The sequence below is a fragment of the Clavibacter vidaverae genome, assembly GCF_047529985.1.
GTDB lineage: Bacteria > Actinomycetota > Actinomycetes > Actinomycetales > Microbacteriaceae > Clavibacter > Clavibacter nebraskensis_A.
In genome coordinates this window covers 1212735-1236438 of the sequence record NZ_JBLJAM010000001.1, presented here as the reverse complement: position 1 = coordinate 1236438, position 23704 = coordinate 1212735, and the positions used below count along the sequence as shown (strand labels likewise).

The window sequence follows — 23704 nt, the reverse complement described above, 5'->3', positions numbered from 1 at the left end:
TCCGCCGAGGGTCCCGGATGCGGTCGGCGAGGGGGCCGTGGCTACAGTTCTCACATGACCACCCTGCGCGACCCCGGGGCGGGCTCGCGCGGCGCCCCGAGGCGCCAGGCAGCGCGACCCGTGCGCGTCGGCGTGCTCATGGGCCAGGAGTCCGCGCTGGACGAGGTCTGCGCCATCCTCCGAGCCCGGGCGCCGGAGGTCGAGGTCGTCGTGAGCACCACGGGCTGGCTGCAGCTCGTCCGCTCGCCGCGCTTCCCGACCGACATCGTCGTCGTCGACCACGACCTGAAGGACGCCGTGAGCATCGAGGGCCGGATCCGCTCCTGCCGTGCCGCCGGAGCTGTCGTCGTCGTCCTGTCGCGCTCCGGCGCCGAGGCCGTGCGGCGACGCGTGCTCGGCGCGGGTGCGGTCGCCCTGCTGGTCGGTCCCGTGCCGGCGGCCGACATCGTCGCGGCGGTCCGCGGGGCCGCGGATGCGCGGTCGGCTCTCCGCCGTGCGGACGCCGTGGCGGCGGACCAGGCGGCGGAGGCCGCCCGCGCGTACGAGAGCCCGCGGCTCAGCCAGGGCGAGGAGCAGGCGCTCCGTCTCTACATCACGGGCCGGTCGACGCAGGCCGTCGCGCAGGTGATGAACGTGCAGTACGAGACGGCGAAGACCTACCTCCGGCGCGTCCGCGCGAAGTACCGCCTCGTGGGGCGCGTGGCCGGGCGCCGCGCCGACCTGATCGAGAGGGCCGCCGAGGACGGCTACCTTCGGTAGATGGCCAAGCTCTACTTCCGTTTCGGTGCGATGAACAGCGGCAAGAGCACGTCGATGCTCCAGGCCGCCTACAACTACGAGGAGCGCGGGCAGCACGTGCTGCTCACCAAGCCCCGCATCGACACCAAGGGCGACCGCGACATCGTCTCGCGCCTGGGCGTCCGCCGGCCCGTCGACTTCCTGCTCGAGCCGGAGGCGGACGTCTGGCAGCAGTTCGGGATCCATCGCGAGCGGGTGCTGCAGGAGATGGGCGGCCCCACCGCGTGCCTGCTCGTCGACGAGGCGCAGTTCCTCCGCGAGTCCCAGGTCGACGACCTGCTGCGCATCGCGATCCTCCAGGACGTGCCGGTCATCGCCTACGGGATCCGCACGGACTTCCAGACGGTCGCGTTCCCCGGCAGCAGGCGCCTGCTGGAGATCGCGCACAGCCTCGAGGAGATGAAGACGATCTGCCGCTGCGGGCGGAAGGCCGTGTTCAACGCGCGCCAGGTCGGCGACCGGTTCATCTTCGACGGCGACCAGGTCGCGATCGACGGCGCGGACGTCACCTACATGTCCCTCTGCGGCGCGTGCTACCTCGCGGAGAGCGGGGGAGCGCTCTCGAGCGGGCGGCCCGTGGAGACGAGCGCGCCGGCATTCGGCTATCCCGCGGGACCGGACGCCGACTTCACCTGACCGCCCCGTGCCTTCCCCGCCCGGGGCGAGCACGACGCGCCCGGCCGGCCGCGCGTCGGTCGCGCGGGAAGCGGGGTCGGCGGGCCGCCGCGCTCCGGATCCACGCCGGCCGGTGGCGCCCGACGCGACCCTGCCCCAGATGCGGGGGCGCAGTCCGCGGGGCGTCCGTCCAGGCCCCGGCGGGCGGGAGCGCGCCCGGGTCTGTGGGAGCATGGGCACGAGCGCCGCTGGGGGACGCTCCATCGACGAGGGGGATCGCCTGTGGAACTGCGTGAGTACATCCGGATACTGCGACGGTCCTGGATCCTGATCCTGCTCGTCCTGCTGCTCGGCGTGGGCGCCGCGGCGGGCTACTCGCTGGTGCAGACGCCGGAGTACCGGGCGTCGTCCAAGGTCTTCGTCTCGACGCAGTCGGCCGGCACCGTGCAGGACCTGAGCCAGGGCGGCGCGTTCACGCAGCAGGCGGTCAAGAGCTACGCGGACGTCGTGTCGACGCCGGTCGTGCTGGAGCCGGTCATCGCGCAGCTGGGCCTCGACGCCACCGCGGAGTCGCTGGCACCGAGGATCACGGCATCGGCCTCGGCCGACACCGTCATCATCGAGATCGCGGTCCAGGACGAGGAGGCCGAGCAGGCCGCCACCATCGCCAACGCGGTCGCCCGCAGCTTCACCGACGTCGTCGCCGAGCTCACGCCCGTCGACGCCAACGGCCAGGCCCAGGTGAAGATCACGACCCTGCAGGAGGCGCGGATCCCGGGAGCGCCCGTCTCCCCGAAGGTCCCGCTGAACCTGGCGCTCGGCGCGCTCGTGGGCCTGGCCCTCGGCGTCGGCGCAGCCGTGCTGCGGTCGACCCTCGACACCCGCATCCGCGGGGAGCGCGACCTGCGCCTCGTCACCCAGGTCCCCATCCTCGGCGGCATCGCCTTCGACCCGAAGGCCAAGGAGCGTCCGCTCATCGTGCAGTCGGACCCGCGCAGCCCGCGCGCCGAGTCCTTCCGCAGCCTCCGCACCAACCTGCAGTTCCTCGACTTCGGCGGACGGGCGCGCAGCTTCGTCATCACGAGCGCGGTGGAGTCGGAGGGCAAGTCCACGACGAGCGCCAACCTCGCCATCGCCCTGAGCGACGCGGGAGCCCGGGTGGCCGTCATCGACGCGGACCTCCGCCGCCCCAAGCTCGCGTCCTACCTCGGCCTCGAGGGCGCCGTCGGCCTGACCGACGTGCTCATCGGCCGTGCCCAGCTCAAGGACGTGCTCCAGCCCTGGGGCAACAGGAACATGTTCGTGCTGCCGGCCGGGCAGATCCCGCCGAACCCCAGCGAGCTGCTCGGGTCGCGCACCATGGTCATGCTCCTCAAGGAGCTCGAGGCCGAGTTCGACACCGTGCTCATCGACGCGCCGCCGCTGCTGCCTGTCACCGACAGCGCGGTGCTGTCCAAGAGCGCGGGCGGGGCGATCCTCGTGGTCTCCTCGGGCCGCGCGCACCGCGGGCAGGTCCACGCGGCCATCGAGTCGCTGAACAGCGTCGGCGCGGAGGTGCTCGGCGTCGTCCTGACGATGCTGCCCACCAAGGGACCGGACGCCTACGGATACGGCCAGTACGGCTACTCCTACGAGCGCACCGACACCGCGGACAGCCCGAGCCCCGCCACGTCCTGACCCGTGTCGTCCCGGCCGCTCGCGGAGAGGCCTGTACGATCCGGGTGACACCACCGCTCGACCCCGCATCTCCCGCTGCGCGGACCGCGGACGCGCTCTCCCCCGGAGGAGCGGGTCCGGGCTCGTCGTCGAGGGGCGGATCGGGACCGGCTGCCCGCGAGGGGACGCGGTCCGCGCGCCGCACGATGCCCGCCATACCGGGAGACACCATGTCGGCTCACGCCGAGGCGCCACCGCGCCGCTCCGGAGGACGCCCCTCCGACGACCGCGCCCCTCGCTCCACAGGAGCCGCGCGTGGCTAGGACCGCGCCCGACGGCCGGAAGCCGATGGCCGTCACGGGCCGGTCGAAGCGCCGCCGCCCGTCCCTCGGCCGCATCGTCCCCGGCGTCGGCGTGACCGCGGTCGTCGCGTTCCTCGTCATCGACCTGATCCTCGTGTCCGCCGCCGTCACCCGCACCGACGGCGGCCCGAGCGCATCCGGGACGGGAGCCCCCGCGCCGTCCGCCAGCGCCACCGCCGCCCCCGCCGCGGAGGCCGCTGCGCCGTCGCCCACGCCGACCTCGTCCGCCACGCCGAGCGCCGCCGCGAGCACCACCGTGCAGGCGCCCACCGTCTTCCTCGCGGCGGGGAACGCTGAGGTCGCGTGGCGCACCACGGCCGGGTCCTGCACGGGCGAGCCCGCCCGCATCCAGACCACGATCGACGAGGGCCGCACGTGGGACACCCGCTCCACGGGCACGTTCGACGCGCGCCGGATCCTCGCGCTCCAGGTCGAGAGCCCCGACGTCGGCAGCATCGTCGCCGACGTCACCGCCGCGTGCTCCCGCACCACGCTGCAGAGCTTCACGGGCGGTGAGTTCTGGCGCGACGCCCCCGCGCAGACCGCGTCCACCGCGTACGTCGACCCGGCGGAGCCCGGCACCGTCCGGCTCGTCCAGGGCCAGCGGGACGCGCCGTGCCCCGACGCCGTCCAGGTCGTCGACAGCGGCCAGGCGGCCGCGGTGCTCTGCGGCTCGGGCGCGCTGCACGTCCGCTCCGGCAGCGGCGACTTCCGCCGCATCGACGCCCCCGGCACGCTCGCCCTCGCGCTCGGCGCGGACGGCATCCTCACCGCGGGCACCTCCGGGTCCTGCGCGGGCACCAGCGTCGGCCGCATCGTCCCGGCCTCGGGTGCCGTCAGCGTCCTCGGCTGCGCGCCCGCCGTGCCCACGAGCGGATCCGTCGCGATCTCCGCCGCGGGCCGGGACGTCTGGCTCCTCACCGGCGACGCCGTCAGCATCTCCACCGACGGCGGGGCCACCTGGTGACCTCCGCCTCGCACGTCACGCGGTCGTCCCGGCGCCGCTCGCGACGGCGCCCCTGGACGCGTCGCCGCGTCCTCCGGGTCACGGGGGCCGCGGTCGCCGCCCTCCTCCTCATCTGGATCGTGTGGATCGCCGCCCGCGCCCTCCTCGCCCGCGGCGAGCTCGAGCAGGCCGTCCCGCTCGCGTCGTCCGTGCAGCGCGACCTCCTCAAGGGCGACTCGGCCGGCGCCTCCGCGAGCGTCGCCCAGCTCCGCGAGCACTCCGGGCGCGCGACGTCGCTCACCGGCGACCCGGTCTGGGCCGTCACCGAGCACGTGCCGTTCGTCGGCCCGAACCTCCGCGCCTTCCGCGAGATCTCCGGCATCGTCGACCGCATCGGCGGCGACGCCCTGCAGCCGGTCGTCGGCATCGCCGGGTCGCTCGACATCGGCTCGCTCACCCCGAAGGACGGCCGGCTCGACCTCGACCCGATCGTCGCCGCGCAGGAGCCCGTCCGCCAGGCCGACGACGCGCTCGACGCGGCGCTCACCGACGTGACGGCCATCGACACGGGCAGCACGATCCGCCCCGTGACCGACGCGGTCACGCGCCTCCGCGAGACGGTCGGCAAGGCGGCGGAGACCCTCGCGGTCGTCCGCCACGTCACCGACCTGGCGCCCGCCATGCTCGGCGCCGACGGCGACCGCTCCTACCTCCTCATGTTCCAGAACAACGCCGAGGTGCGCTCGTCGGGCGGCATCCCCGGCGCCCTCGCGCTGGTGCGCACGGGCGACGGCGCCTTCTCGCTCAGCGGCCAGGACTCGGCGCGCGCGTTCCCGCGGCTCGCGCAGCCGGCCCTGCCGCTGGATCCGCAGACCGCCGGCCTCTACGGCACCATCACCGGCCGCTACATGCAGGACGTCACGCTGACGCCCGAGTTCCCGCAGGCTGCGCCGCTCGCTGCCGAGATGTGGCGGCTGAAGCACGGCGACCGCGTCGACGGCGTGATCAGCATCGACCCCGTCGCGCTCTCCTACCTGCTCGAGGCCACGGGGCCCATCACGCTCGCCACGGGCGACGTGCTCCGCTCCGACGACGCCGTCGACCTGCTCCTCCACGACGTCTACCTGCGCTATCCCGACCCGGACGTGCAGGACGCCGTCTTCGCGAGCGTCGCCGACTCGGTCTTCGCCAAGGTCTCGTCCGGCGACGTGGATCCGGTCGCCCTCGTCTCCGCGCTCGGCCGGGCCGCGGAGGAGCGCCGCATCCTGATCTGGAACTCGCGCGCCGACGAGCAGGCGACCCTGGCGGGCACGACGTTCGAGGGCTCGCTGCCGAAGGACAACTCCGAGTCCACCGTCTTCGGCGTCTTCCTCAACGACTCCACCGGCGCGAAGATGGACTACTTCCTGCAGCTGGCGACCACGCAGGGCATGGCCATGTGCCGCGACGACGGGCGCCCGGACTACCGCACGGAGGTCACCCTCAGGTCGACCGCCCCCGCCGACGCCGCGTCGCTGCCGTTCGTGGTGACGGGAGGCGGGGTGTACGGGGTGAAGCCCGGCGACATCAAGACGCGCGTCGCGGTCTACGGGCCGCCCGGCACGGTGCCGCTGCGGGTCGACATCGACGGCCAGGAGACGCAGTTCCAGCCCGAGATCGTCGGCGGCCGCGCCGTCGCGCAGGTCGAGGTCACCCTCGCGCCGGGCCAGGAGGTCCGCATCTCCGTGGACACGCTGGGGGACAATAGGACCGACACGCCGCTCTCGATCGTCACGACCCCGGTCATTAACACGATCGCAACACAATTCCGCTCGCTCTCCTGCGACGGCACCCGCTAGTGTCTCCCGTGGGGGAATGATCGACGGCGGACCCGAGTCCGTCCGGTGACCCCTGTGCACCACGTACGACTGACCCAGGGGGAACCACATGCTCAAGAAGATCATCGCCGGGGCGGCAATCGCCCTCGCCGCGACGTTCACCGTCGCCACCGCCGCCAACGCGGACCCGTACACGCCCGAGGGCGGCGTCTCCGTCAGCGACCCGACGGTCGCGCCCGGCCAGAGCACGGTCCTGTCCTTCGCGGACGGCTCCTTCGCTCCCTCGGTGCCCGTCACCATCACCATCACCGGTGAGGACGCGGCCAACGCCACGCTGGCCTCCTTCCGCACGGCCCCCATGGCCGTGACGTCCAACTCCATCACCAAGACGTCCTCCGCCGCGGGCGGCCTCCGCGTCACCGTGACGCTCCCCGCCGGTTCGGCCACGGGCTCCTACGCCCTGACCGGCACCGACACGCAGGGCAACACCGTCTCGACGACCATCTCGGTCGTCGCGGCCGCCGGCAACGGCACCGCGGCCGGTGGCTCCGGCAACGCCGCGGACGGCTCGGCGGGCCTGCCCGTCACGGGTGGCCAGCTGCCCGTCGTCCTGATCTGGACCGGCGGCGGCCTGCTGCTGCTCGGCGCCGCCCTCGTGGCCGTGCTCGCGACCGTCCGTCGCCAGCGCACCACGGTCTGATCCGCATCACGACCCGCGTCGCCTGACTCCCTCCGGAGCGGTGCGACGGAAGGCCCCGAGGCATCCGCCTCGGGGCCTTCCGCTGTCCCCGGGCGGCGGTGACCCCAGTCCGGGGTCCTTCCGGCCCCTGCCGCTGCGCCCCGGTGCGCGGCGCGGCTAGCATCTCCCATGTGGGTTTACCCGACCCGCTGTCCGCCTGAGGCGCCGACCCGAAATCGAGCGCCGCGGACACCACCGCCCCGAGGCGATACCCGTCGTGCCCCCGCACGTCCGTCTCGGGCGTATCAGTGAAGGCACACCCGAGATGCTCGCCAAGACCCTGGCGGGCGCGTTCGTCGCGCTCGCGCTCACCGTTTCCGCCCCTCTCGCCGCCCAGGCGGAGAACTACGTCCCCAAGGACGCCGCCCTCGCGTGCGCGGGCATGACCGTCACGCCGGCAGCCGTCGCCCCCGGCGAGTCCGTCACGATCACCGGCGCCGCCGGCGCGTTCCAGCCGGGCGAGACCGTCGCCCTGCGCCTCTCCGCTACGGCCGGCGCCCCCGCCGTCGCGGGCGACCCCGCCGCATCCGTCACCGCGGCGGCGGACGGCTCCGTGTCCGGCACGCTCGTCGTCCCCGCGTCCACCACCGGCGCGTGGCGCGCCAACGAGACCGCCGCGTCGGGCGACCACTGGTGCGGCCTCGTCTCCGTGGTGCCGGCCAGCATGCGCACGGCGTCGGAGGGCGGCTCGCTCCCCGTCACGGGCGGCACCCTGCCGACCGGGCTGGCTATCACCGGCGGCGGCCTGCTCCTCGCGGGCGCCGCGGCGGCCGGCATCGCGACGGCCCGACGTCGCCGCGCCGCCTGACGCCCGGCCCCGCATGACCCGCGACGCGGGCGGATCCGATCACGACCGGATCCGCCCGCGTCGTCGCGTCCGGCGGGCCAGGAGCACCGCCACCAGCGCCCCGACGAGCGCGCCGAGTCCGTTCTCCGCCACGTCGCGGAGGGACGCGACGCGTCCGGGCAGGAAGGCGCCCTGCGCCAGCTCGACCGTCGCCGACAGCGTCGTGCCCGCGACCGCGACGAGCCACCACCTCCGCCGCCCGAGCGCCAGGACGCCGAGCATCCCGAGCGGCGCGAAGAGCGCGACGTTCGCCGCCTCCTCGATCATCGAGTAGCGGAACGCGGGGATCCCGTGGTGCTGCACGAAGAGCACGCCGCGCATCAGGTACGGGTAGAGGCCGCGGTCGACGCTGTCGGGCGTGAGCGTCACGAGTCCGATGAGGGCCACGTAGGCCACGAGGAGCGCTGCCGCCTGCCGACGGTGCGCTCGCTTGCGCGCCCGGTCCTGCCGCTCGCCCCACAGCGACCGGCCCGCCGGATCCGGCGATGGCCCCGGCTCTCCGTCGCCCTCGCCGTCGCCGCGCAGCGGGGGAGCGGGGGCGGCGGGGTCCATGAGGGCCGCAGCCTAGCAACGCGGCCCGGGCGCGGGAATGCGCCGCGGATCCGGCCCGTTCTCCCCGGGGTGACCCACCTCGCCCGCGTCCCCCTGAACGTCCTCGACCTCGCCCCGCGCCCGTTCGGCGGCACCAACGCGGACGCCGTCGCGGGCAGCATCCGCCTCGCCCAGGCCGCCGAGTCCGCCGGCTACTCCCGGTTCTGGGTGGCCGAGCACCACGGCATGCCGGGCATCGCGAGCTCGGCGCCGGCCGTGCTCCTCGCGGGCATCGCCGCGCGCACCTCCACGATCCGCGTCGGCAGCGGCGGCGTGATGCTGCCGAACCACACGCCGCTCGTCGTGGCCGAGCAGTTCGGCACGCTCCGCGCCCTCTACGGCGACCGCATCGACCTCGGCATCGGCCGCGCCCCCGGCACGGACGGCGCGACGGCGATGGCGCTCCGTCGCAGCGAGGCGGGCCTCGGCGTCGACGACTTCCCGCAGCAGCTCGTCGACCTGGTCGGGTTCTTCACCGGCGGCATGGCGGACGACAACCCGCTCCGGGGGATCACGGCGGTCCCCGGGCTCGGCGACGTGCCGCAGATGTGGCTCCTCGGATCCAGCGGCTACTCGGCGCAGGTCGCGGCCGCCCTCGGGATCCGCTTCGCCTTCGCGCACCACTTCGCCGGCGACCGCACCGAGCAGGCGCTCGAGATGTACCGCGAGCGCTTCCGCCCGAGCGACGACCTCGCGGAGCCGCACAGCGCCATCGCCGTGAGCGTCATCGCCGACGAGGACCCCGAAGTCGTGGAGCGCGAGGCGCGCGCCGGCCGCATCACCTTCCTCCGCATGCGCCAGGGCGGGAAGCCGCAGCCGGTGGATCCCGCCGAGGCCGCGGCCTACGAGTTCAGCGACCTCGAGCGCGAGATCATCGGCGCGCGCGACCGGCGCCAGGCCATCGGCTCGCCGGACGCCGTGCGCATCGGCCTGGAGCGCCTGCTGACGAGCACGGGGGCGGACGAGCTCATCGTGGCGCCGTCCTCGACGACGGCCGAGCACCGCATCCGGACCCTCCGGACGGTGCGCGAACTGGCCTCCGCGGAGGCCCGCGCGGCGTGATCGCGAGTGCACTCATCACATTTCGGCCACGGGGAGCTGAGACCCTCCCTGAGGCGGATGTGGCGCCCTCGGGCGCGGGTTAGATTCGTACCATGAGGAAAACTGACCTGACCATCTCGACCCGGTTGGGCGCGTTCCTCGGACTCGTCGGCATGAGCACGATCGCCGGCGTCCTCGTCGCCGCCATGGTGACCCCTGCCATCGCCGTCTCGGGCATCGCGGCCAACAGCACCATCGGCGTGTTCGAGGACATCCCGGACAACCTGCAGATCGACAACCTCGCGCAGAAGACCGTGCTGTTCGCCAAGAAGGGCGACCAGCAGGTGCCCTTCGCCGAGTTCTTCTCGCAGGACCGCGAGGAGGTCCCGTGGGAGGCCGTCTCGCAGTACGCGAAGGACGCGGCCATCGCGACCGAGGACCCCCGCTACTACGAGCACGGCGGCGTCGACGTGCTGTCGGCCGCCCGCGCGCTCGCGCAGAACGTCCTCAACGACGAGGTGCAGTCCGGTGCCTCCACCATCACCATGCAGTACGTCCGCAACGTCCTGGTCCAGAAGGCCCAGAACATGGTCGACTCCTCCGACAAGGAGACGCAGGCCGCGGGTCGCAAGGCCTTCACCGAGGCCACCCAGCCCGACATGCCCCGCAAGCTCAAGGAGATGCGGATGGCGATCGGGGTGGAGAAGAAGTACTCCAAGAACGAGATCCTCCTCGCATACCTCAACATCGCGAACTTCGGCAGCCGCGTGTACGGCATCGAGTCGGCGGCGCGCTACTACTTCAACGTCTCGGCGGCGGACCTGAACCTCGAGCAGGCGGCGAGCCTCATCGCGACGGTCAACGCGCCGGAGATCTACAAGATCGACAACAAGGACAACCTCGAGCGCAACAAGGCCCGTCGCGACCTGCTGCTGGCGAACATGCTCAAGGAGCAGAAGATCACGCAGGAGCAGCACGACGCGGCGGCGGCCGCGCCGATCACGCCGACGATCACGCCCTCCACGAGCGGCTGCATCCAGGCGGACCCGATCTCGGCCGCGTACTTCTGCGACTACGTGAAGAACGAGATCCTCACGAACAAGGAGTTCGGCGACACGGCGGCCGACCGCGACGCGGTGCTCAAGCGTGGCGGCATGCAGGTGTACACGACGCTCGACCTCGACATCCAGGCCAACGCCGCGGATCAGATGCGCAAGCAGGTGCCCGCCACCGCGCGCTTCACGAAGATCGGCGGATCCGTCGTCTCCCGCGAGGTGAAGACGGGCCGCATCATCGCGATGGCGCAGAACACCGACTACGGCGTCGCGGCCGATCAGCCCGGCGTCACCGAGATCAACTACGCGGCCGACAAGGCGCACGGCGGATCCGCGGGCTTCCAGGTGGGGTCCACGTACAAGATCTTCACCCTCGTCGACTGGCTCAAGAGCGGGAAGTCGATCTACCAGACGGTGAACGCGTCGAAGACGAAGTGGAACCAGTCGGAGTTCCGCGCGTGCGGGGAGCGCGTGGGCTCGGAGCCCTACAGCGTGACGAACGACACCAACACCGGCGCGACGGCGAACCAGAACGTCCTCGCGGCCACGGTGGCGTCCGTCAACTCGGCGTTCATCGCGATGGCCAGCCAGCTCGACATCTGCGACATCAACCAGACCGCCCGGGACATGGGCGTCTACAACGCCGATCAGCGGGAGCTGCAGAACTTCCCGCCGGACGTCGTCGGTTCCGGCGGCAACAACGTCGCCCCGCTCCAGATGGCGACCGCCTTCTCCTCCGTCGCCAACCAGGGCAACATGTGCCCGCCCATCGCGATCGACAAGGTCGTCCTCCCGGACGACTCCGAGCTCGTCACGCCGAAGAGCCAGTGCGCGCAGGCCATGAGCCCCGAGGTCGCCAACACGGCCGCCTTCACGCTCAAGGCCGTCATGGGCGGCACGGGCGCGGCGTCGAACCCGCGCGACGGCACGGAGATCATGGGCAAGACGGGCACCACGGACCGCTCCAAGGACACCTGGTTCGTCGGATCCTCGACCGAGGTCACCACGGCCGTCTGGGTCGGCAACGTCGAGGGCTTCGCGTCCATGCGCCGCAACGTCCTCAACGGATCGGCCGCGGACAGCGCGCGTCACCGCATCTTCAAGCCGCTGCAGACGTTCATCGACGACCGGTACCCGGCCGAGGGCTTCCCCTCGCCGAGCGGCTCGCTGACGAAGCGGCCGTACGTTCCGCCGGCACCCAAGCCGACCCAGTCGGCGGCGCCGGCCGCGCCCGAGGCTCCCGCAGCGCCGGCGCCTCCCGCCCAGCCCGCCCCTCCCGCGGAGGGATGAGCCCGCGCTCGATGGGGAGCGCGCGCCGACGGCCGTCGCCTCCGGGCGGCGGCCGTCGTGCTGTCTCGCCGATGCCGTCGGATGCCGCGGAGCGGGCGCCTCGTAGACTGGACGACCGCCGCTCCACCGACCCGGGAAGGCCATCATGACCGGGACCCCGACGTCCGTGCCCGCGCGCGTGCGCACACTCCTGCCCGGCATCGAGGGGCTGCGCGGCGTCGCGGCCGTCGCCGTGCTGCTGTACCACGTGCAGCGCCAGCTGGCCCGGCCGACCACCGACATCCCGCTCGTCGGCGAGGTCGCCTTCTTCAGCCACGGCGTCACGCTCTTCTTCGTGCTGAGCGGCTTCCTGCTGTTCCTGCCGTTCGCCCGCGGGCTCGTCGACGGCGGGGCGATGCCGCGGCTGTCGCGCTACGCCGCCAACCGTGCCCTCCGGGTCTTCCCCGGCTACGTCGTCGTCCTGCTGCTCGTGAGCCTGGTGCTCCGCGTCGCGATCCTGCCGCGGGAGACGCGCGACGCCGGCATCTCGGTGGGCACGCTCGGTCCCGTCGACACGATCGTCAACGCGCTGCTCCTGCAGGGCTACACGCCGCGGACGCTCCGCAGCGGCATCGAGGTGGCCTGGACGCTCGCCGTCGAGGTGTCCTTCTACGTCGTGCTGCCCGTGGTGGCGCTGCTCGCGGCGCGGCTGCTGCGGGGGAGGGCGACGTGGATCCGAGCCCTCGCCCCCGCGGCGGTGCTCCTGCTGATCGGCGTGGCAGGCAAGGTCTGGTCGATGGTCGCGCAGGCGCCGCTCGGCCACCGCGGGCGTCTCGCGAGCGAGTGGGGCGTCACGTGGGAGGCGGTCGCCAACCGCAGCGTCCTCGTGCACGCCGACCTCTTCGCGTACGGCATGGCGGCGGCCGTCGTCCTGCTCACGCTGTCCGCGGACGAGGGCCTGCGCGACCGCGTGGCGGCCTGGCGCGTGCCGGCGGGGATCGCCGCGGCCGCGCTCATCGTCATCGCCTCCGAGGCGCCCGTCGGCGCGTTCGAGGAGAGCATCGTCGCGGCCGCGTGCGCCGCACTCCTGCTGCTCGTGGCGCTGCCGCGACGCGGGGGATCCCTCGGGCCCGTGACGCGGTTCCTTGAGCTCAGGTGGATCGCCTGGCTCGGCACGATCTCGTTCAGCGTCTACCTGTGGCACCTGCCCGTGATCCGGTTCCTCCGCCGCGCGGGCCTCGTGCTGCCGGACACGCTCGCGGGATTCGCCCTCAACACGCTCGTGGTGGGCGCGGTGACGCTCGCGCTGTCGGCGGCGACCTACTACGCGATCGAGCGGCCGGCGCTGCGTCTGAAGCCCGGTTCGCGCTAGTCGCGCGCGACCCCTGCCACCAGTCCGAGGCGGGAGAGCGGGGACGACGAAGGGCCGCTCCCGGAGGAGCGGCCCTCGATCGTGCTGCCTGCCGTGCTGTGCCTCCCGGAGGAGGCGGTGTGTCGGGGTAACAGGATTTGAACCTGCGACCTCTTCGTCCCGAACGAAGCGCGCTACCAAACTGCGCCACACCCCGATGGCCCGAGGGCCGGGCTCTACGATACCCGATGTTCCGGGCTCCCGCGTACGCCCGGGCAGCGCGCGCCGGGCGGTCAGACCGCCGTGAGCGTGAGCAGCGTCGCCTCGGGGTAGCAGGCGAAGCGCACGGGCGCGTAGATCGACGTGCCGAGGCCCGCGCTCACGTGGAGGAACGACGCCCGGTCGGCGTGCGGCCACACGCTGAGGCCCTTGACCTGGCGGCGCGGGATGTCGCAGTTGGTGACGAGCGCGCCGTACCCGGGCACGCAGACCTGGCCGCCGTGCGTGTGCCCGGCGAAGATCATGCGGGCACCGTTGGTCACGAAGGAGTCGAGCACCCGACGGTAGGGCGCGTGCGCGACGCCGACCGAGACGACGGGCGCGTCCGAGGCGCCCTGGTAGGCGTCCCCGTCCTCGCGCAGCGCGTCGAGGGCGCCCGGGAGCGCCTCGAGGTGGTCGAAGTCGCGGTGCGGGTCGTCGACGCCGAAGAACTCGAGCAGCGTGCCGTTGACCTCGATCGCGCCCGCGGCGTTGTTCAGGTCGACCCAGCCGAGCGACGCGTAGAGCCGCTCGAGCCGGGGCAGGTCGAGGTCGGCCGGACGCTGCGTGGCGTGCGTGTTGGCGGTGAAGTACTTGAACGGGTTCTTCATCATCGGCCCGTAGTAGTCGTTCGAGCCGTGCACGAAGACCCCGGGGATCCCGCGGAAGGCCTCGAGCGTCTCCTCGACGGCGACGATGCCCTGCTCGTGGCCCGTGTTGTCTCCCGTGTCGACGACGAGATCCGGCTTGAGGTCCGCGAGCTCGCGCACCCAGCGCTGCTTCTTGTGCTGCCACGGCGCCATGTGCATGTCGGAGAGGTGGAGCACGCGGATGGGGTCGGCGCCGACCGGGAGGACCGGCACCGTCACCTCCCGCAGGGTGAAGCGGCGGCGCTCGTAGAAGGACGCGTAGGCGAAGACGGCGGCGCCGGCCGCGACGACCCCGCCGACGCTGCGTGCGATGGTCCCCAGGGCGCCCATCAGGTGCGTCCGATGTAGAGCGTCACGGGGCCGCTGCTCTGCTGCCCGGCGGCCGGATCCGTGCGGGTCGCCTTGCCGATCTGCGAGTTGTCCTGCACCTGCTCCTGGGCCATGGTCACGTCGAACCCGGCCGAGCGCAGCGTCTGGCGGGCGCCCGTCATGTCCTGCCCGCGCACGTCCGGGACGGTACCGGGAGTGCCCTGCTGCTGCTGGCTCTGGTCGGGGCCGCTGCTCGTGAAGACGGTGACGGTGGATCCGCGGGCCGCGTTCGCGCCGGCGCCCGGGTCGGATCCGGCGACCTGCCCGGCGGGCACGCTCGAGGAGGGGCGCGCCCCGCCCTGGGCGAAGCTCAGGCCCGCGCCCTCGATGGCCCCCTGCGCGTCGGCCGGCGACATGCCGGAGACGTCCGGCACCTGGACGGTGGGCGTGCGGGTGAGGTCGGCTGCCGGGCCGGGGAACGCCGATCCCTTGTAGACCGCGTTGACGGCCTGCATGAACGGCTTCCAGACGGCGAAGCGCGCAGTGGACATGAGCTGGCCGTTGGGGAGCTTCGTCTTGCGCTGCTCGATCTGCTGGCCCGAGGCGCTGCCCACCCAGATGGCCGTCGTGACCTCCGTGCTGGAGCCGACGAACCACGTGTCCTTCGCCTTGTCGGTGGTGCCGGTCTTGCCGATGAGCGGCGTGCCGTCGTTGGTGTTGCCCGCGGCGCCGGTGGCGCCCATGACGCCGGCGAGCGCGTAGGCGGCGGTGTGGGCCACGTCCGCGCTCACGGTCTCTCGGCAGTTCGCCGACGGCGGCGTGACCTCGGTGTCGTCGGGGAGGACGACCTTGTCGATCATGACCGGGGTGCACGTCGTGCCGTTGTTGGCGACCGTCGCGTAGGCCTGCGCCATGGTGAGCGGCGCGATGTTGTTGCCGCCCGAGCCGATGATGTCGGACACGTAGTTGGAGAGCTGCTTCTTGGGATCGGCCTGGTGGATGCCGATGTCCTTCGCGGTCTGGCCGATGCCGCACATGTCGAGCTCGCTCGCCATGGCCATGAACGCCGTGTTGGTCGAGTTCGCGGTGCCGGACATGACCGTGCGGTTGGCGCCCGGCGCCGCACCGTCGTTGGTGACCTTCAGGACGTCGGAGCCGAGGTTGCCGCCTGTGCAGGAGTCCTGGAAGTCGCGTCCGCTCCAGGTGCCCTTCGAGGACTGGACGACCTCGTTGACCGAGTGACCCTCCTTCAGCCATTCGAGCAGGGTGACGAGCTTGTAGGTCGACCCCACCTGGAAGCCACCGGAGCTGCCGTAGTTCTTGTCGGTGTTGTAGTTGACGCTCGTGACGCCGCGTTGGTCGCCGTTGCCGTAGTCGGTGTTCTGCACCATGGCGATCACGCGGCCGGTCTTGGCCTCGACGCTCGTCATCGCGGAGCCCACGTTGATGCTGTTCATCGTCGTGGGGATCTGCTTGCGCATGTCGTCCGTGGCCTTGGCCTGCAGGTCGAGGTTGAGCGTCGTGTAGATCTTGTAGCCGTTGCGGTTGAGGTTGCGGCGGGCCTCGTCGGGGTTGTCGCCGAATTCCTTGGAGTTCTCGACGGTGTACTTGACCGCGTCGCAGAAGTACGCGGCGCTGGTGGGCTGCGCCGCGTTGCAGCCGCTCACCGAGGGCGTGATCGCCGGGGTGACGGGGGTGGCGACCGCCTCGTCGCGCTGCTGCTGCGTGATGCTGTGGTGCTTGAGCATGTTGTCGATGAGGACGTCGCGCCGCGCCTGGTTCGCCTTGACGTTCTCGGGCTTGTCGATGCGGAGCGCGGTGGGGTAGTTGACGGTCGCGACGAGGCTCGCGGCCTGGGCGACGCTGAGGTCCTTGGCGTCGACGTTGTAGTAGTAGCGGGCGGCGGACTGGATGCCGTAGACGCTGCCGCCGTAGTTCGCGATGTTGAGGTAGCCGAGCAGGATGTCGTTCTTCGAGAACTTCTTCTCGAGGCCGATCGCGAGCCGCATCTCCTTGAGCTTGCGGGCGGTCGACTCCTGGGTCGCCTCCTTGTAGGCCTTCTTGCCGGCGTCGGGATCCGTCTCGGCGAGCGTCTCCGCCTTCTGCACGAGCACGTTCTTCACGTACTGCATGGTGATCGTGCTCGCGCCCGACTCGACGCCGCCGCCGATGACGTTCTGGGCGAGGGCGCGGAACGTGGACTGGACGTCGACGCCGGCGTGCTCGTAGAAGCGGGGGTCCTCGGTGTCGACCGCGGCGGCCTTGGCGTTGTCGGAGACCTCGTCCCAGCTCACCTCCTGCCGGTTCTGCGCGTAGAACTCGGCGAACTTGACGGGCTGGCCGCCCTGCGAGGCGTACAGCTCGGTCTTCTGCGCGAGGTTGTCGATCTGCAGGTAGTCCGGCAGGTCGTCGAAGATGCCGATGGTGTCGTTGGCCGCGAGGCTCGTGACGGCGATGGCGGGGGTGACCATCGCGGCGACCAGCACGCCGGCGACGACGCTCATGCCGAGGACGCCCGTGAGCGCGGCGGCGACGCGGCCGGGCGTGTTCTTGGAAGCAGACATAGACTCCAGAGTACGGGAAGGGTGTATGGGAACCCGTGAGACCTGTGCGCCGGCTGCCCGCGCCCGTCCCGTCATGCATCCAGACCCGACCGGCAAGGAGCCGAGATGACCGCAACGCCCGGGCAGTGGGAGTACCTCACCACGCCGCTGATGATCCACAACACCGCCGCCATCCTCAACACCTGGGGGTCGCAGGGCTGGGAGCTCGTGCAGGTCGTCACCGGCCCCGAAGGCGGTCTCGTCGCCTACATGAAGCGCCCGATCGCCGGCGAGCACGGCGCCTGATGGGCGCGATCTCCGCACGACTGGCCGAGCTCGGCATCGAGCTGCCCGCGGTCGCGGCGCCCGTCGCCGCCTACGTCCCCGCCGTGGTGCACGGCGCCCTCGTCTACACGAGCGGGCAGCTGCCCTTCGTCGACGGCGCGCTCGCCGCGACCGGCAAGGTCGGCGCCGAGGTCTCGGCCGAGGACGCCAAGGCGCACGCGCGCACCTGCGCGCTCAACGGCCTCGCGGCCGCGGCGGCCGCGGCCGGCGGCGTCGACCGCATCGCGCGCGTCCTCAAGGTCACGGGCTTCGTCGCGTCGGCCGAGGGCTTCACCGGCCAGCCCGGCGTGATCAACGGCGCCAGCGAGGTGCTGGGCGAGATCCTCGGCGACGCCGGGATCCACGCGCGCTCCGCCGTGGGCGTCGCGGAGCTGCCGCTCGGGTCGCCCGTCGAGGTCGAGCTCGTGGTGGCGCTGGTCGACTAGCCGACCACCGCACGACGAGGAGGAGGGCCGGGTGCACGCACCCGGCCCTCCTCCTCTTCCCGTGCCCGGCCGGATCAGCCCGCGTTCATCCGCTCCGAGATGACCTGCATGACCTGCGTGTCCGCGAGCGTCGTCGTGTCGCCGACCGCCCGGCCCTCCGCCACGTCGCGCAGCAGGCGGCGCATGATCTTGCCGGAGCGCGTCTTCGGCAGCTCCTGCACCACGAAGACGCGACGCGGCTTCGCGATCGCGCCGATCTGGTCCGCGACGTGCTTGCGCAGCACCTCGTCCGGGTCCTCGTCGCCGAGCGCGCTCGCCTCGGCGGTCCGGAGGATCACGAAGGCCACGACGGCCTGGCCCGTCGCCTCGTCGGACGCGCCCACGACCGCGGCCTCCGCCACGTACGGGTGGGCGACGAGCGACGACTCGATCTCCGCGGTCGAGAGGCGGTGGCCGGAGACGTTCATCACGTCGTCCACCCGGCCGAGCAGCCAGATGTCGCCGTCCTCGTCGAGCCGTGCGCCGTCGCCCGCGAAGTAGCGGTCGCCGAAGCGGTCCCAGTAGGTCTCGCGGTAGCGCTCGGGGTCGCCCCAGATCCCGCGGAGCATGCCCGGCCACGGCTCCGTCACGACCAGGAGGCCGCTCTCGCCGCGCGCCACGGGCTCGCCGGCGTCGTCGACGACCGCGACGGAGACTCCGGGGACGGGTGTCTGGGCGGATCCCGGCTTCGTGGCGGTGACGCCCGGGAGCGCGGAGATCATGATGCCTCCGGTCTCCGTCTGCCACCACGTGTCGACCACGGGCACGTCGCCGCCGCCGATCACGTCGCGGTACCAGCGCCATGCCTCCGGGTTGATGGGCTCGCCGACGGAGCCGAGCAGGCGGATGGAGGAGAGGTCGCGGGCGTCCGGGATCTCGCGTCCCGTCTTCATGAAGGAGCGGATCGCCGTCGGGGCCGCGTACAGGATCGACACGCGGTGCTTCTCGACGATGTCCCACCAGCGTCCGGGGGCGGGGGTGTCGGGCGTGCCCTCGTAGATCACCTGCGTCGCGCCGTTCGCGAGCGGGCCGTAGGCGACGTAGCTGTGGCCGGTGATCCAGCCGACGTCGGCCGTGCACCAGTAGACGTCGGTCTCGGGGTGCAGGTCGAACACGTTGCGGTGCGTGTACGCGACGTGGGTCAGGTAGCCGCCCGAGGTGTGCAGGATGCCCTTCGGCTTCCCGGTCGTGCCGCTCGTGTAGAGGATGAAGAGGGGGTGCTCGGCCTCGAACGCCTCGGCCTCGTGCTCCGCGTCGGCCGCGGCGACGCGCTCGTGCCACCAGAGGTCGCGGGTCTCGTCCCAGTCCACCTCGTTCTCGCCGCGCCTCACCACGAGCACGTGCTCGACGGATCCGGCCGAGCCGACGAGCGCCGCGTCCACCGCGGGCTTGAGCGGGAAGACCTTGCCCTTGCGCCAGCCGCCGTCGGCCGTGATGACGACGCGGGCCGCGGCGTCGTCGATGCGGGCGCGGAGGCTCTCCGCGCTGAAGCCGCCGAAGACGACGGAGTGCACGGCGCCGATGCGCGCGACGGCGAGCATCGCGACGACGGCCTCGGGGATCATGGGCAGGTAGACGGCGACGCGGTCGCCCGCGACGACGCCGAGGTCGTGCAGGGCGTTCGCGGCGCGCTTGACCTCTGCGGTGAGCTCGGCGTAGGTGAGGTCGCGGGTGTCGCCCGGCTCGCCCTCCCAGTGCAGGGCCACGCGGTCGCCGTGACCGGCGAGCACGTGCCGGTCGAGGCAGTTGTAGGCCACGTTGAGCCGGCCGTCGGGGAACCAGCGGGCGACGGGTGCGTCGGACCAGTCGAGCACGGTCGTGAACGGCGTCTCCCAGGTCACGAGCTCGCGGGCCCGGTCGGCCCAGAAGCCGAGGCGGTCGGCGGCGGCGTTCGCGGCCAGGGACTCGTCGGCGACGCGGGTGGCGCGGAAGGCCTCCGACGGCGGGTGGACGGGTCCGGGCTCGTGCGCCTCGGGTGGGCGGGAGGCGGTCGTCGACCCCTCCTCGTCCTGGTCGCGCGGGGCGGTCCTCGGGGTTCCGGGGTCGGTCGATTCGGGGTTCTGGGACATCGTCATCCTCTCCGCGACCCACGTTAGCGGGTGGCCCGCGCGGCGCGAGGGGCGGCCGTGCGCGGGCCGCGCGTCGCTCGCGGCCGGGAGTCCGATGGGTGAACGGCCAGAACACGCACAACCCTGCCGGTGCCGGAGACACGCGGCGTATGCTCATCCCGTCGGGTCAAGCCCGACGTGTGGCGAGTCCTGGATTCCCCCGATCCATCGTCACGTGGCGGCGCCCGTTCCCCCGATGGGCGCCGCCCCTCTCTTCTCCCGGCGCGCGGCCCGCGGTCCTCCTCCCCAGCCGGATCCCGCCCGAGCGCGTCCTCATGATCCGCCCCCGGCCTCGGGCGCGCGGGACCGGTCCCTAGCCTCCGCGCATGATCGAGTCGCAGGCATCCGTCGTCGGTCGCGGCGTCCGCTCCGGCGAGGCGTCGCGGCACCCCTCCACGGGCGGTGCGGGACCGGGCGACGGCGCGCATCCGCGTCCGCCCGCCCCCGGGGCCTTCGTACCCCGGGCGCGCACGGACGGGCGGTCCGGTGCGGTCGCGCTCCGGCTCGCCTCCGCGGGACCCGTCGCGGACGCCGCACCGATGGGCGCCGGCTCGGTCGTGCCTCCGCGGCACGCGCCCGCGGCCCTCGGGGTCCTCGCGGCGCTGGTCCGGGACCCGCGGGCGACCGACGTGTTCGTCAACGGCGACGGCGAGGTGTGGGTCGACCGCGGATCCGGGGCCGAGCGGAGACCGGACGTCGACCTGGGCGGGGAGGCGGAGGTGCGCGCGCTCGCCGTGCGCCTCGCGGCGGAGGGCGGGCGGCACCTCGACGAGGCGGCGCCGTGCGTCGACGTGCGGCTGGGCGACGGGATGCGCGTGCACGCGGTGCTGCCGCCGGTCTCGACCCGCGGCACGCTGCTGTCCATCCGCCTCCCGTCGCGGGCGCGGCCGACCCTCGATGCGCTCGACGCCGCCGGCGCGTTCCCGCCCGGCTGCCGGGCGCTGCTCGAGGAGGCCGTGCGACGACGCACGAACCTGCTCATCACGGGGGCCGGCGGCAGCGGCAAGACCACGCTGCTCGGCGCGCTGCTCGCCCGCGCGGATCCACGGGAGCGCATCGTGCTCGTCGAGGACGTCGCCGAGCTCCGCGTGCGGCATCCGCACGTCGTGTCGCTCGAGGCGCGGCAGGCGAACATCGAGGGGGCCGGCGAGCTGCCGCTGCCGCGGCTGGTGCGCGAGGCGCTGCGCATGCGGCCCGACCGCCTGGTCGTCGGGGAGTGCCGGGGGAGCGAGATCCGCGAGCTGCTGAGCGCGCTGAACACCGGGCACGACGGCGGGGCGGGCACCCTCCACGCCAACGGGGTCGCCGACGTCCCGGCCCGTGTCGAGGCGCTCGGCGCGCTCGCCGGCATGGACGCCGTCACGACCGCGCGGCAGGCCGTGAGCGCGATCGGCCTGGTGGTCCACCTCGCGCGGACCCCGGAGGGGCGTCGGGTCCAGGCGGCCGGGCGCCTTGCGACGGGCGATGGCGGGCGGCTGCGCGTGCTGCCCGTGCGCTGGGTGACGACGGACGCGCGGGGCGATCGACCCGCGGTCGAGGCGCCGGTCGGGGGCGGCCGCGGGGGACGCTCGTGATCGGGGGAGCGCTCCGGGTGAGCAGGCGTCCGCGGGGTGCCCGAGCCGGGGCGTCCGTCGAGCAGGCCGAGGAGGTCGCGGCGTTCGTCCGTCGCCTCGCCGTGCTGCTCGGGGCGGGGCTGCATCCCGAGCGGGCGTGGACGCAGCTCGCTCCGCCTGGCGGGCGCGCCCGTCGCGGCGAGCACGCCGTGCCCGCGGTGGTCAGGAGGGTCGCCGCGAGCAGCGGGACGGCTCCCCTCGCCGCGCGCGTCGCGTCCGCCGCGGCCGCCGTCGGGAGCGGACCGGGAGGGAGGACGAGCGGGGAGGCCGCGGGATCGTGGCGGGCCCTCGCCGTCGGTCTCGAGGTCGCCGACCGCACGGGCGCGCCTCTCGCTCGATCGCTCGACCGTCTCGCCGAGACCCTGGTGGACGTCGCACGGGTCCGCCGCGACGCCGGGACGGCGCTCGCGGGCCCGGTGGCGACCGCGCGCACCGTGCTCCTCATGCCCGGAGCCGGGCTGCTCCTCGCCGCGGGTCTGGGCTTCGACCCGGTGCGGGTGCTGACCACCACCGTCCCCGGCGCCGCGTGCCTCGTCGTCGGGATCGCCCTCGTCGCGGTCGGCTGGCGGTGGAACCGGCGGCTGGTGCGCCAGGCCATGCCGCGGGATCCGGCGCCCGGGCTCGTCCTCGACCTCGTGGCGACGGCGATGACCGGAGGCGCGTCCGTGCCGCGGGCCGTCGCCGTCGTGCGCCGGGCGTGCGAGCGCGCCGGGCTGCCCGCGGGAGAGGAGCTGGATGCCGCGGCCGCCGTCGTGGAGGTCGCGGCGCGCACGGGCGCCCCGGTCGCCGTGCTCCTGCGCAGCGAGGCGGAACGGAGCCGACGGGACGCCGGCACGTGGGCGGAGCGGGCGGCGGCGCGTCTCACGGCGCACCTGATGCTGCCGCTCGGCGTCTGCATCCTGCCGGCGTTCCTGGCGGTCGGGGTCGTCCCGATGCTCCTGGCCGTCCTGTCCTCAACACTCGGTCGAGGATGACGGCCTCCACCGGTCGCGATCGCCAGGGGTCCCCGACCGGACGACGCGGGCATGGTGACCTCCTGGCCGACGGTCGGCCGAGGACAGGACGGCGGGAGCACCCGCCACGGGGAGAGGACGAGGACATGGAGCGGATCGAGGAGCGTACGGACGCGATGGCCGGGCGAGGCGTGGAGAGGGCGTCATCGGTCGGGAGGGCGCCTGCGCGGTCCGGGGCCGAGGTGGCGGCGGAGGGGCGCGCGGTCTGGCCGCTGGCGGCGACGCGGGCCATCCCCGAGGGGTCGGCCGGGTCATGCGGGGATCGAGCGCCCATGCGGGGGAGCGTCGCCTCCGTGAGCTGCGTCCGCCCCGTGCCGTCCCGGATCGCGCCGCCTCGTGCCGTGCGGGCCGTGCGGGCAGTCCGCCGGGCGCTCGTCCATCGCGGATCGGGTGACAGCGGCGCGGCCACGGCCGAGTACGCCATCGCGACCATGGCCGCGGTCGCGTTCGCCGGCCTCCTCGTGGTGATCCTGCAGAGCGACGAGGTGCGGGGGATGCTGCTCGACCTCGTGCGCCGCGCCCTCACCTACGACCGGTGAGCGTGGTCGAGCCCGCACGGCGAGGCGCGTCGGGGTCGGTGCGCGCCGGCCCGGAGGCGGCTCCGTCGGCGGACGCCGGAGCGGCCGCCGCGGAGCTCGCCGTCGTGCTGCCCGCGGTCGTCCTCGTGCTCGGGCTGTGCCTGGGCGCGATGCAGACGGTGGGGCAGCAGGTCATGCTCACCTCCGCGGCGGCCGAGGCGGCCCGGAGCCTCGGTCGCGGGGAGGACGCGAGCACGGCGGCCGCGCGCATCGAGGGTGCCGCGGGAGGCGCGAGCATGGCGGTGGACCGGTCAGGGCACGCCGTGTGCGTCCAGCTCACCGAGCCCAGCCGCTTCGGCCCGGCGGGCGCGGCGGGCTTGCACGTCTCGGCGCGCGGCTGCGCGTGGCAGGAGGACCCCGATGCGGGGTGAGCCGGACTCCGGATCGGGGACCGTGCTCGCGGTCGGGCTCGTCGGGGCGATCGCGTCCCTGGCGCTCGCGACGGTGATCGCGTCGACGATGTTCGTCGAGCGTGCCGCGGTGGCGGGGGCGGCGGACTCGGCCGCGCTCGCCGCCGCGGACGTCGCGGCGGGCTTCGCCACGGGGACGCCCTGCGCGGCGGCCGAGGAGGTCGTCGCCGCCGCCGGGGCATCGCTGACCGGCTGCGACGTCAGCGGGACGACGGCGGCCGTCCGGGTCGCCGATCGGGACGCGCCCCTCGGCGTCCCGGTGACCGCCCGCGCGAGAGCCGGCCAGCCCCCGGATCCACCGGCGGGATGAGCGGCGGCGCGCCCGT

Annotated in this window: 21 protein-coding genes and 1 tRNA gene; 17 read left to right on the top strand and 5 right to left on the bottom strand. The window is 73.6% G+C overall.

The features are described from left to right. The first annotated feature begins 54 nt into the window (after positions 1-54). From ACMT9T_RS05710 to ACMT9T_RS05680, 7 genes are all read left to right on the top strand, one after another. Complete coding sequence (locus tag ACMT9T_RS05710) at positions 55-759, top strand: DNA-binding response regulator (protein WP_414744637.1); 705 nt, start codon at positions 55-57, stop codon at positions 757-759. Then, positions 760-1434, top strand: a complete 675-nt coding sequence (locus tag ACMT9T_RS05705) for a thymidine kinase (RefSeq protein WP_414744636.1) — start codon at positions 760-762, stop codon at positions 1432-1434. It begins immediately after the preceding gene. Between the two features lie 261 nt (positions 1435-1695). Next, positions 1696-3090, top strand: a complete 1395-nt coding sequence (locus ACMT9T_RS05700) for a tyrosine-protein kinase domain-containing protein (RefSeq protein ID WP_414744635.1) — start codon at positions 1696-1698, stop codon at positions 3088-3090. A 294-nt stretch (positions 3091-3384) separates the two neighbouring features. Further along, entirely contained in the window at positions 3385-4398 is a 1014-nt protein-coding gene (locus ACMT9T_RS05695; RefSeq protein WP_414744634.1) for a hypothetical protein, read from the top strand. Continuing rightward, complete coding sequence (locus ACMT9T_RS05690; RefSeq protein ID WP_414744633.1) at positions 4395-6215, top strand: DUF4012 domain-containing protein; 1821 nt, start codon at positions 4395-4397, stop codon at positions 6213-6215. The genes ACMT9T_RS05695 and ACMT9T_RS05690 overlap by 4 nt, the downstream gene beginning before the upstream one ends. An 88-nt stretch (positions 6216-6303) precedes the next feature. After that, positions 6304-6894, top strand: a complete 591-nt coding sequence (locus ACMT9T_RS05685) for a sortase (RefSeq protein ID WP_414744632.1) — start codon at positions 6304-6306, stop codon at positions 6892-6894. A gap of 304 nt (positions 6895-7198) precedes the next feature. Next, the gene (locus tag ACMT9T_RS05680) at positions 7199-7741 is read left to right on the top strand and encodes a sortase (RefSeq protein WP_414744631.1); all 543 of its coding nucleotides are present in this window, start codon (positions 7199-7201) and stop codon (positions 7739-7741) included. 39 nt (positions 7742-7780) lie between these two features. Here ACMT9T_RS05680 and ACMT9T_RS05675 read toward each other — a convergent pair whose 3' ends face one another. After that, entirely contained in the window at positions 7781-8332 is a 552-nt protein-coding gene (locus ACMT9T_RS05675) for a VanZ family protein (protein ID WP_414744630.1), read from the bottom strand. Positions 8333-8401: 69 nt separating this feature from the next. Here ACMT9T_RS05675 and ACMT9T_RS05670 point away from each other — a divergent pair, with 69 nt between their 5' ends. The 3 genes from ACMT9T_RS05670 to ACMT9T_RS05660 all read left to right on the top strand — a co-directional run bounded on the left by ACMT9T_RS05670 (position 8402) and on the right by ACMT9T_RS05660 (position 13108). Then, positions 8402-9433 carry an LLM class flavin-dependent oxidoreductase gene (locus tag ACMT9T_RS05670; protein ID WP_414744629.1) on the top strand — a complete coding sequence of 344 codons (1032 nt, stop codon included), beginning with the start codon at positions 8402-8404 and terminating at the stop codon, positions 9431-9433. Between the two features lie 92 nt (positions 9434-9525). Continuing rightward, on the top strand, positions 9526-11757 hold the full coding sequence (locus tag ACMT9T_RS05665; RefSeq protein ID WP_414744628.1) for a transglycosylase domain-containing protein: 2232 nt from the start codon (positions 9526-9528) through the stop codon (positions 11755-11757). Positions 11758-11902: 145 nt separating this feature from the next. Next, positions 11903-13108 (top strand): acyltransferase family protein, encoded by a 1206-nt coding sequence (locus ACMT9T_RS05660; RefSeq protein ID WP_414744627.1) that lies wholly within the window; start codon positions 11903-11905, stop codon positions 13106-13108. 122 nt (positions 13109-13230) lie between these two features. On the opposite strand, the gene ACMT9T_RS05655 is transcribed toward ACMT9T_RS05660, so the two are convergent. The 3 genes from ACMT9T_RS05655 to ACMT9T_RS05645 all read right to left on the bottom strand — a co-directional run bounded on the left by ACMT9T_RS05655 (position 13231) and on the right by ACMT9T_RS05645 (position 16868). Further along, positions 13231-13304: transfer RNA gene (locus tag ACMT9T_RS05655), tRNA-Pro, on the bottom strand. A gap of 76 nt (positions 13305-13380) precedes the next feature. Continuing rightward, positions 13381-14325 carry a metallophosphoesterase gene (locus ACMT9T_RS05650; protein ID WP_414744626.1) on the bottom strand — a complete coding sequence of 315 codons (945 nt, stop codon included), beginning with the start codon at positions 14323-14325 and terminating at the stop codon, positions 13381-13383. Continuing rightward, positions 14325-16868: a transglycosylase domain-containing protein gene (locus ACMT9T_RS05645; protein ID WP_414744625.1), complete on the bottom strand. Its 2544-nt coding sequence runs from the start codon at positions 16866-16868 to the stop codon at positions 14325-14327. The genes ACMT9T_RS05650 and ACMT9T_RS05645 overlap by 1 nt, the downstream gene beginning before the upstream one ends. A 105-nt stretch (positions 16869-16973) precedes the next feature. On the opposite strand from ACMT9T_RS05645, the gene sp36 reads away from it, so the two are divergent. Further along, positions 16974-17153: a Sp36 family protein gene (gene sp36 / locus ACMT9T_RS05640; protein WP_116052735.1), complete on the top strand. Its 180-nt coding sequence runs from the start codon at positions 16974-16976 to the stop codon at positions 17151-17153. Further along, a complete protein-coding gene (locus tag ACMT9T_RS05635) occupies positions 17153-17617 on the top strand; it encodes a RidA family protein (RefSeq protein WP_414744624.1) in 465 nt (154 codons plus the stop codon). Before sp36 ends, ACMT9T_RS05635 begins: the two co-directional genes overlap by 1 nt. Positions 17618-17691: 74 nt before the next feature. Here the strand turns inward: ACMT9T_RS05635 and acs are convergent, their stop codons facing one another. Next, on the bottom strand, positions 17692-19731 hold the full coding sequence (gene acs / locus ACMT9T_RS05630) for an acetate--CoA ligase (protein WP_414744623.1): 2040 nt from the start codon (positions 19729-19731) through the stop codon (positions 17692-17694). Between the two features lie 359 nt (positions 19732-20090). Between acs and ACMT9T_RS05625 the strand changes: the two genes are divergently transcribed. From ACMT9T_RS05625 to ACMT9T_RS05605, 5 genes are all read left to right on the top strand, one after another. Continuing rightward, positions 20091-21338: a TadA family conjugal transfer-associated ATPase gene (locus ACMT9T_RS05625; RefSeq protein WP_414744622.1), complete on the top strand. Its 1248-nt coding sequence runs from the start codon at positions 20091-20093 to the stop codon at positions 21336-21338. A 17-nt stretch (positions 21339-21355) separates the two neighbouring features. After that, positions 21356-22351, top strand: a complete 996-nt coding sequence (locus tag ACMT9T_RS05620; RefSeq protein WP_414744621.1) for a type II secretion system F family protein — start codon at positions 21356-21358, stop codon at positions 22349-22351. A 389-nt stretch (positions 22352-22740) separates the two neighbouring features. After that, entirely contained in the window at positions 22741-22929 is a 189-nt protein-coding gene (locus ACMT9T_RS05615; RefSeq protein WP_414744620.1) for a DUF4244 domain-containing protein, read from the top strand. A 38-nt stretch (positions 22930-22967) separates the two neighbouring features. Next, the gene (locus ACMT9T_RS05610) at positions 22968-23339 is read left to right on the top strand and encodes a TadE family type IV pilus minor pilin (protein ID WP_414744619.1); all 372 of its coding nucleotides are present in this window, start codon (positions 22968-22970) and stop codon (positions 23337-23339) included. After that, complete coding sequence (locus tag ACMT9T_RS05605; protein ID WP_414744618.1) at positions 23329-23688, top strand: Rv3654c family TadE-like protein; 360 nt, start codon at positions 23329-23331, stop codon at positions 23686-23688. Before ACMT9T_RS05610 ends, ACMT9T_RS05605 begins: the two co-directional genes overlap by 11 nt. The last annotated feature ends 16 nt before the right edge of the window (positions 23689-23704 follow it).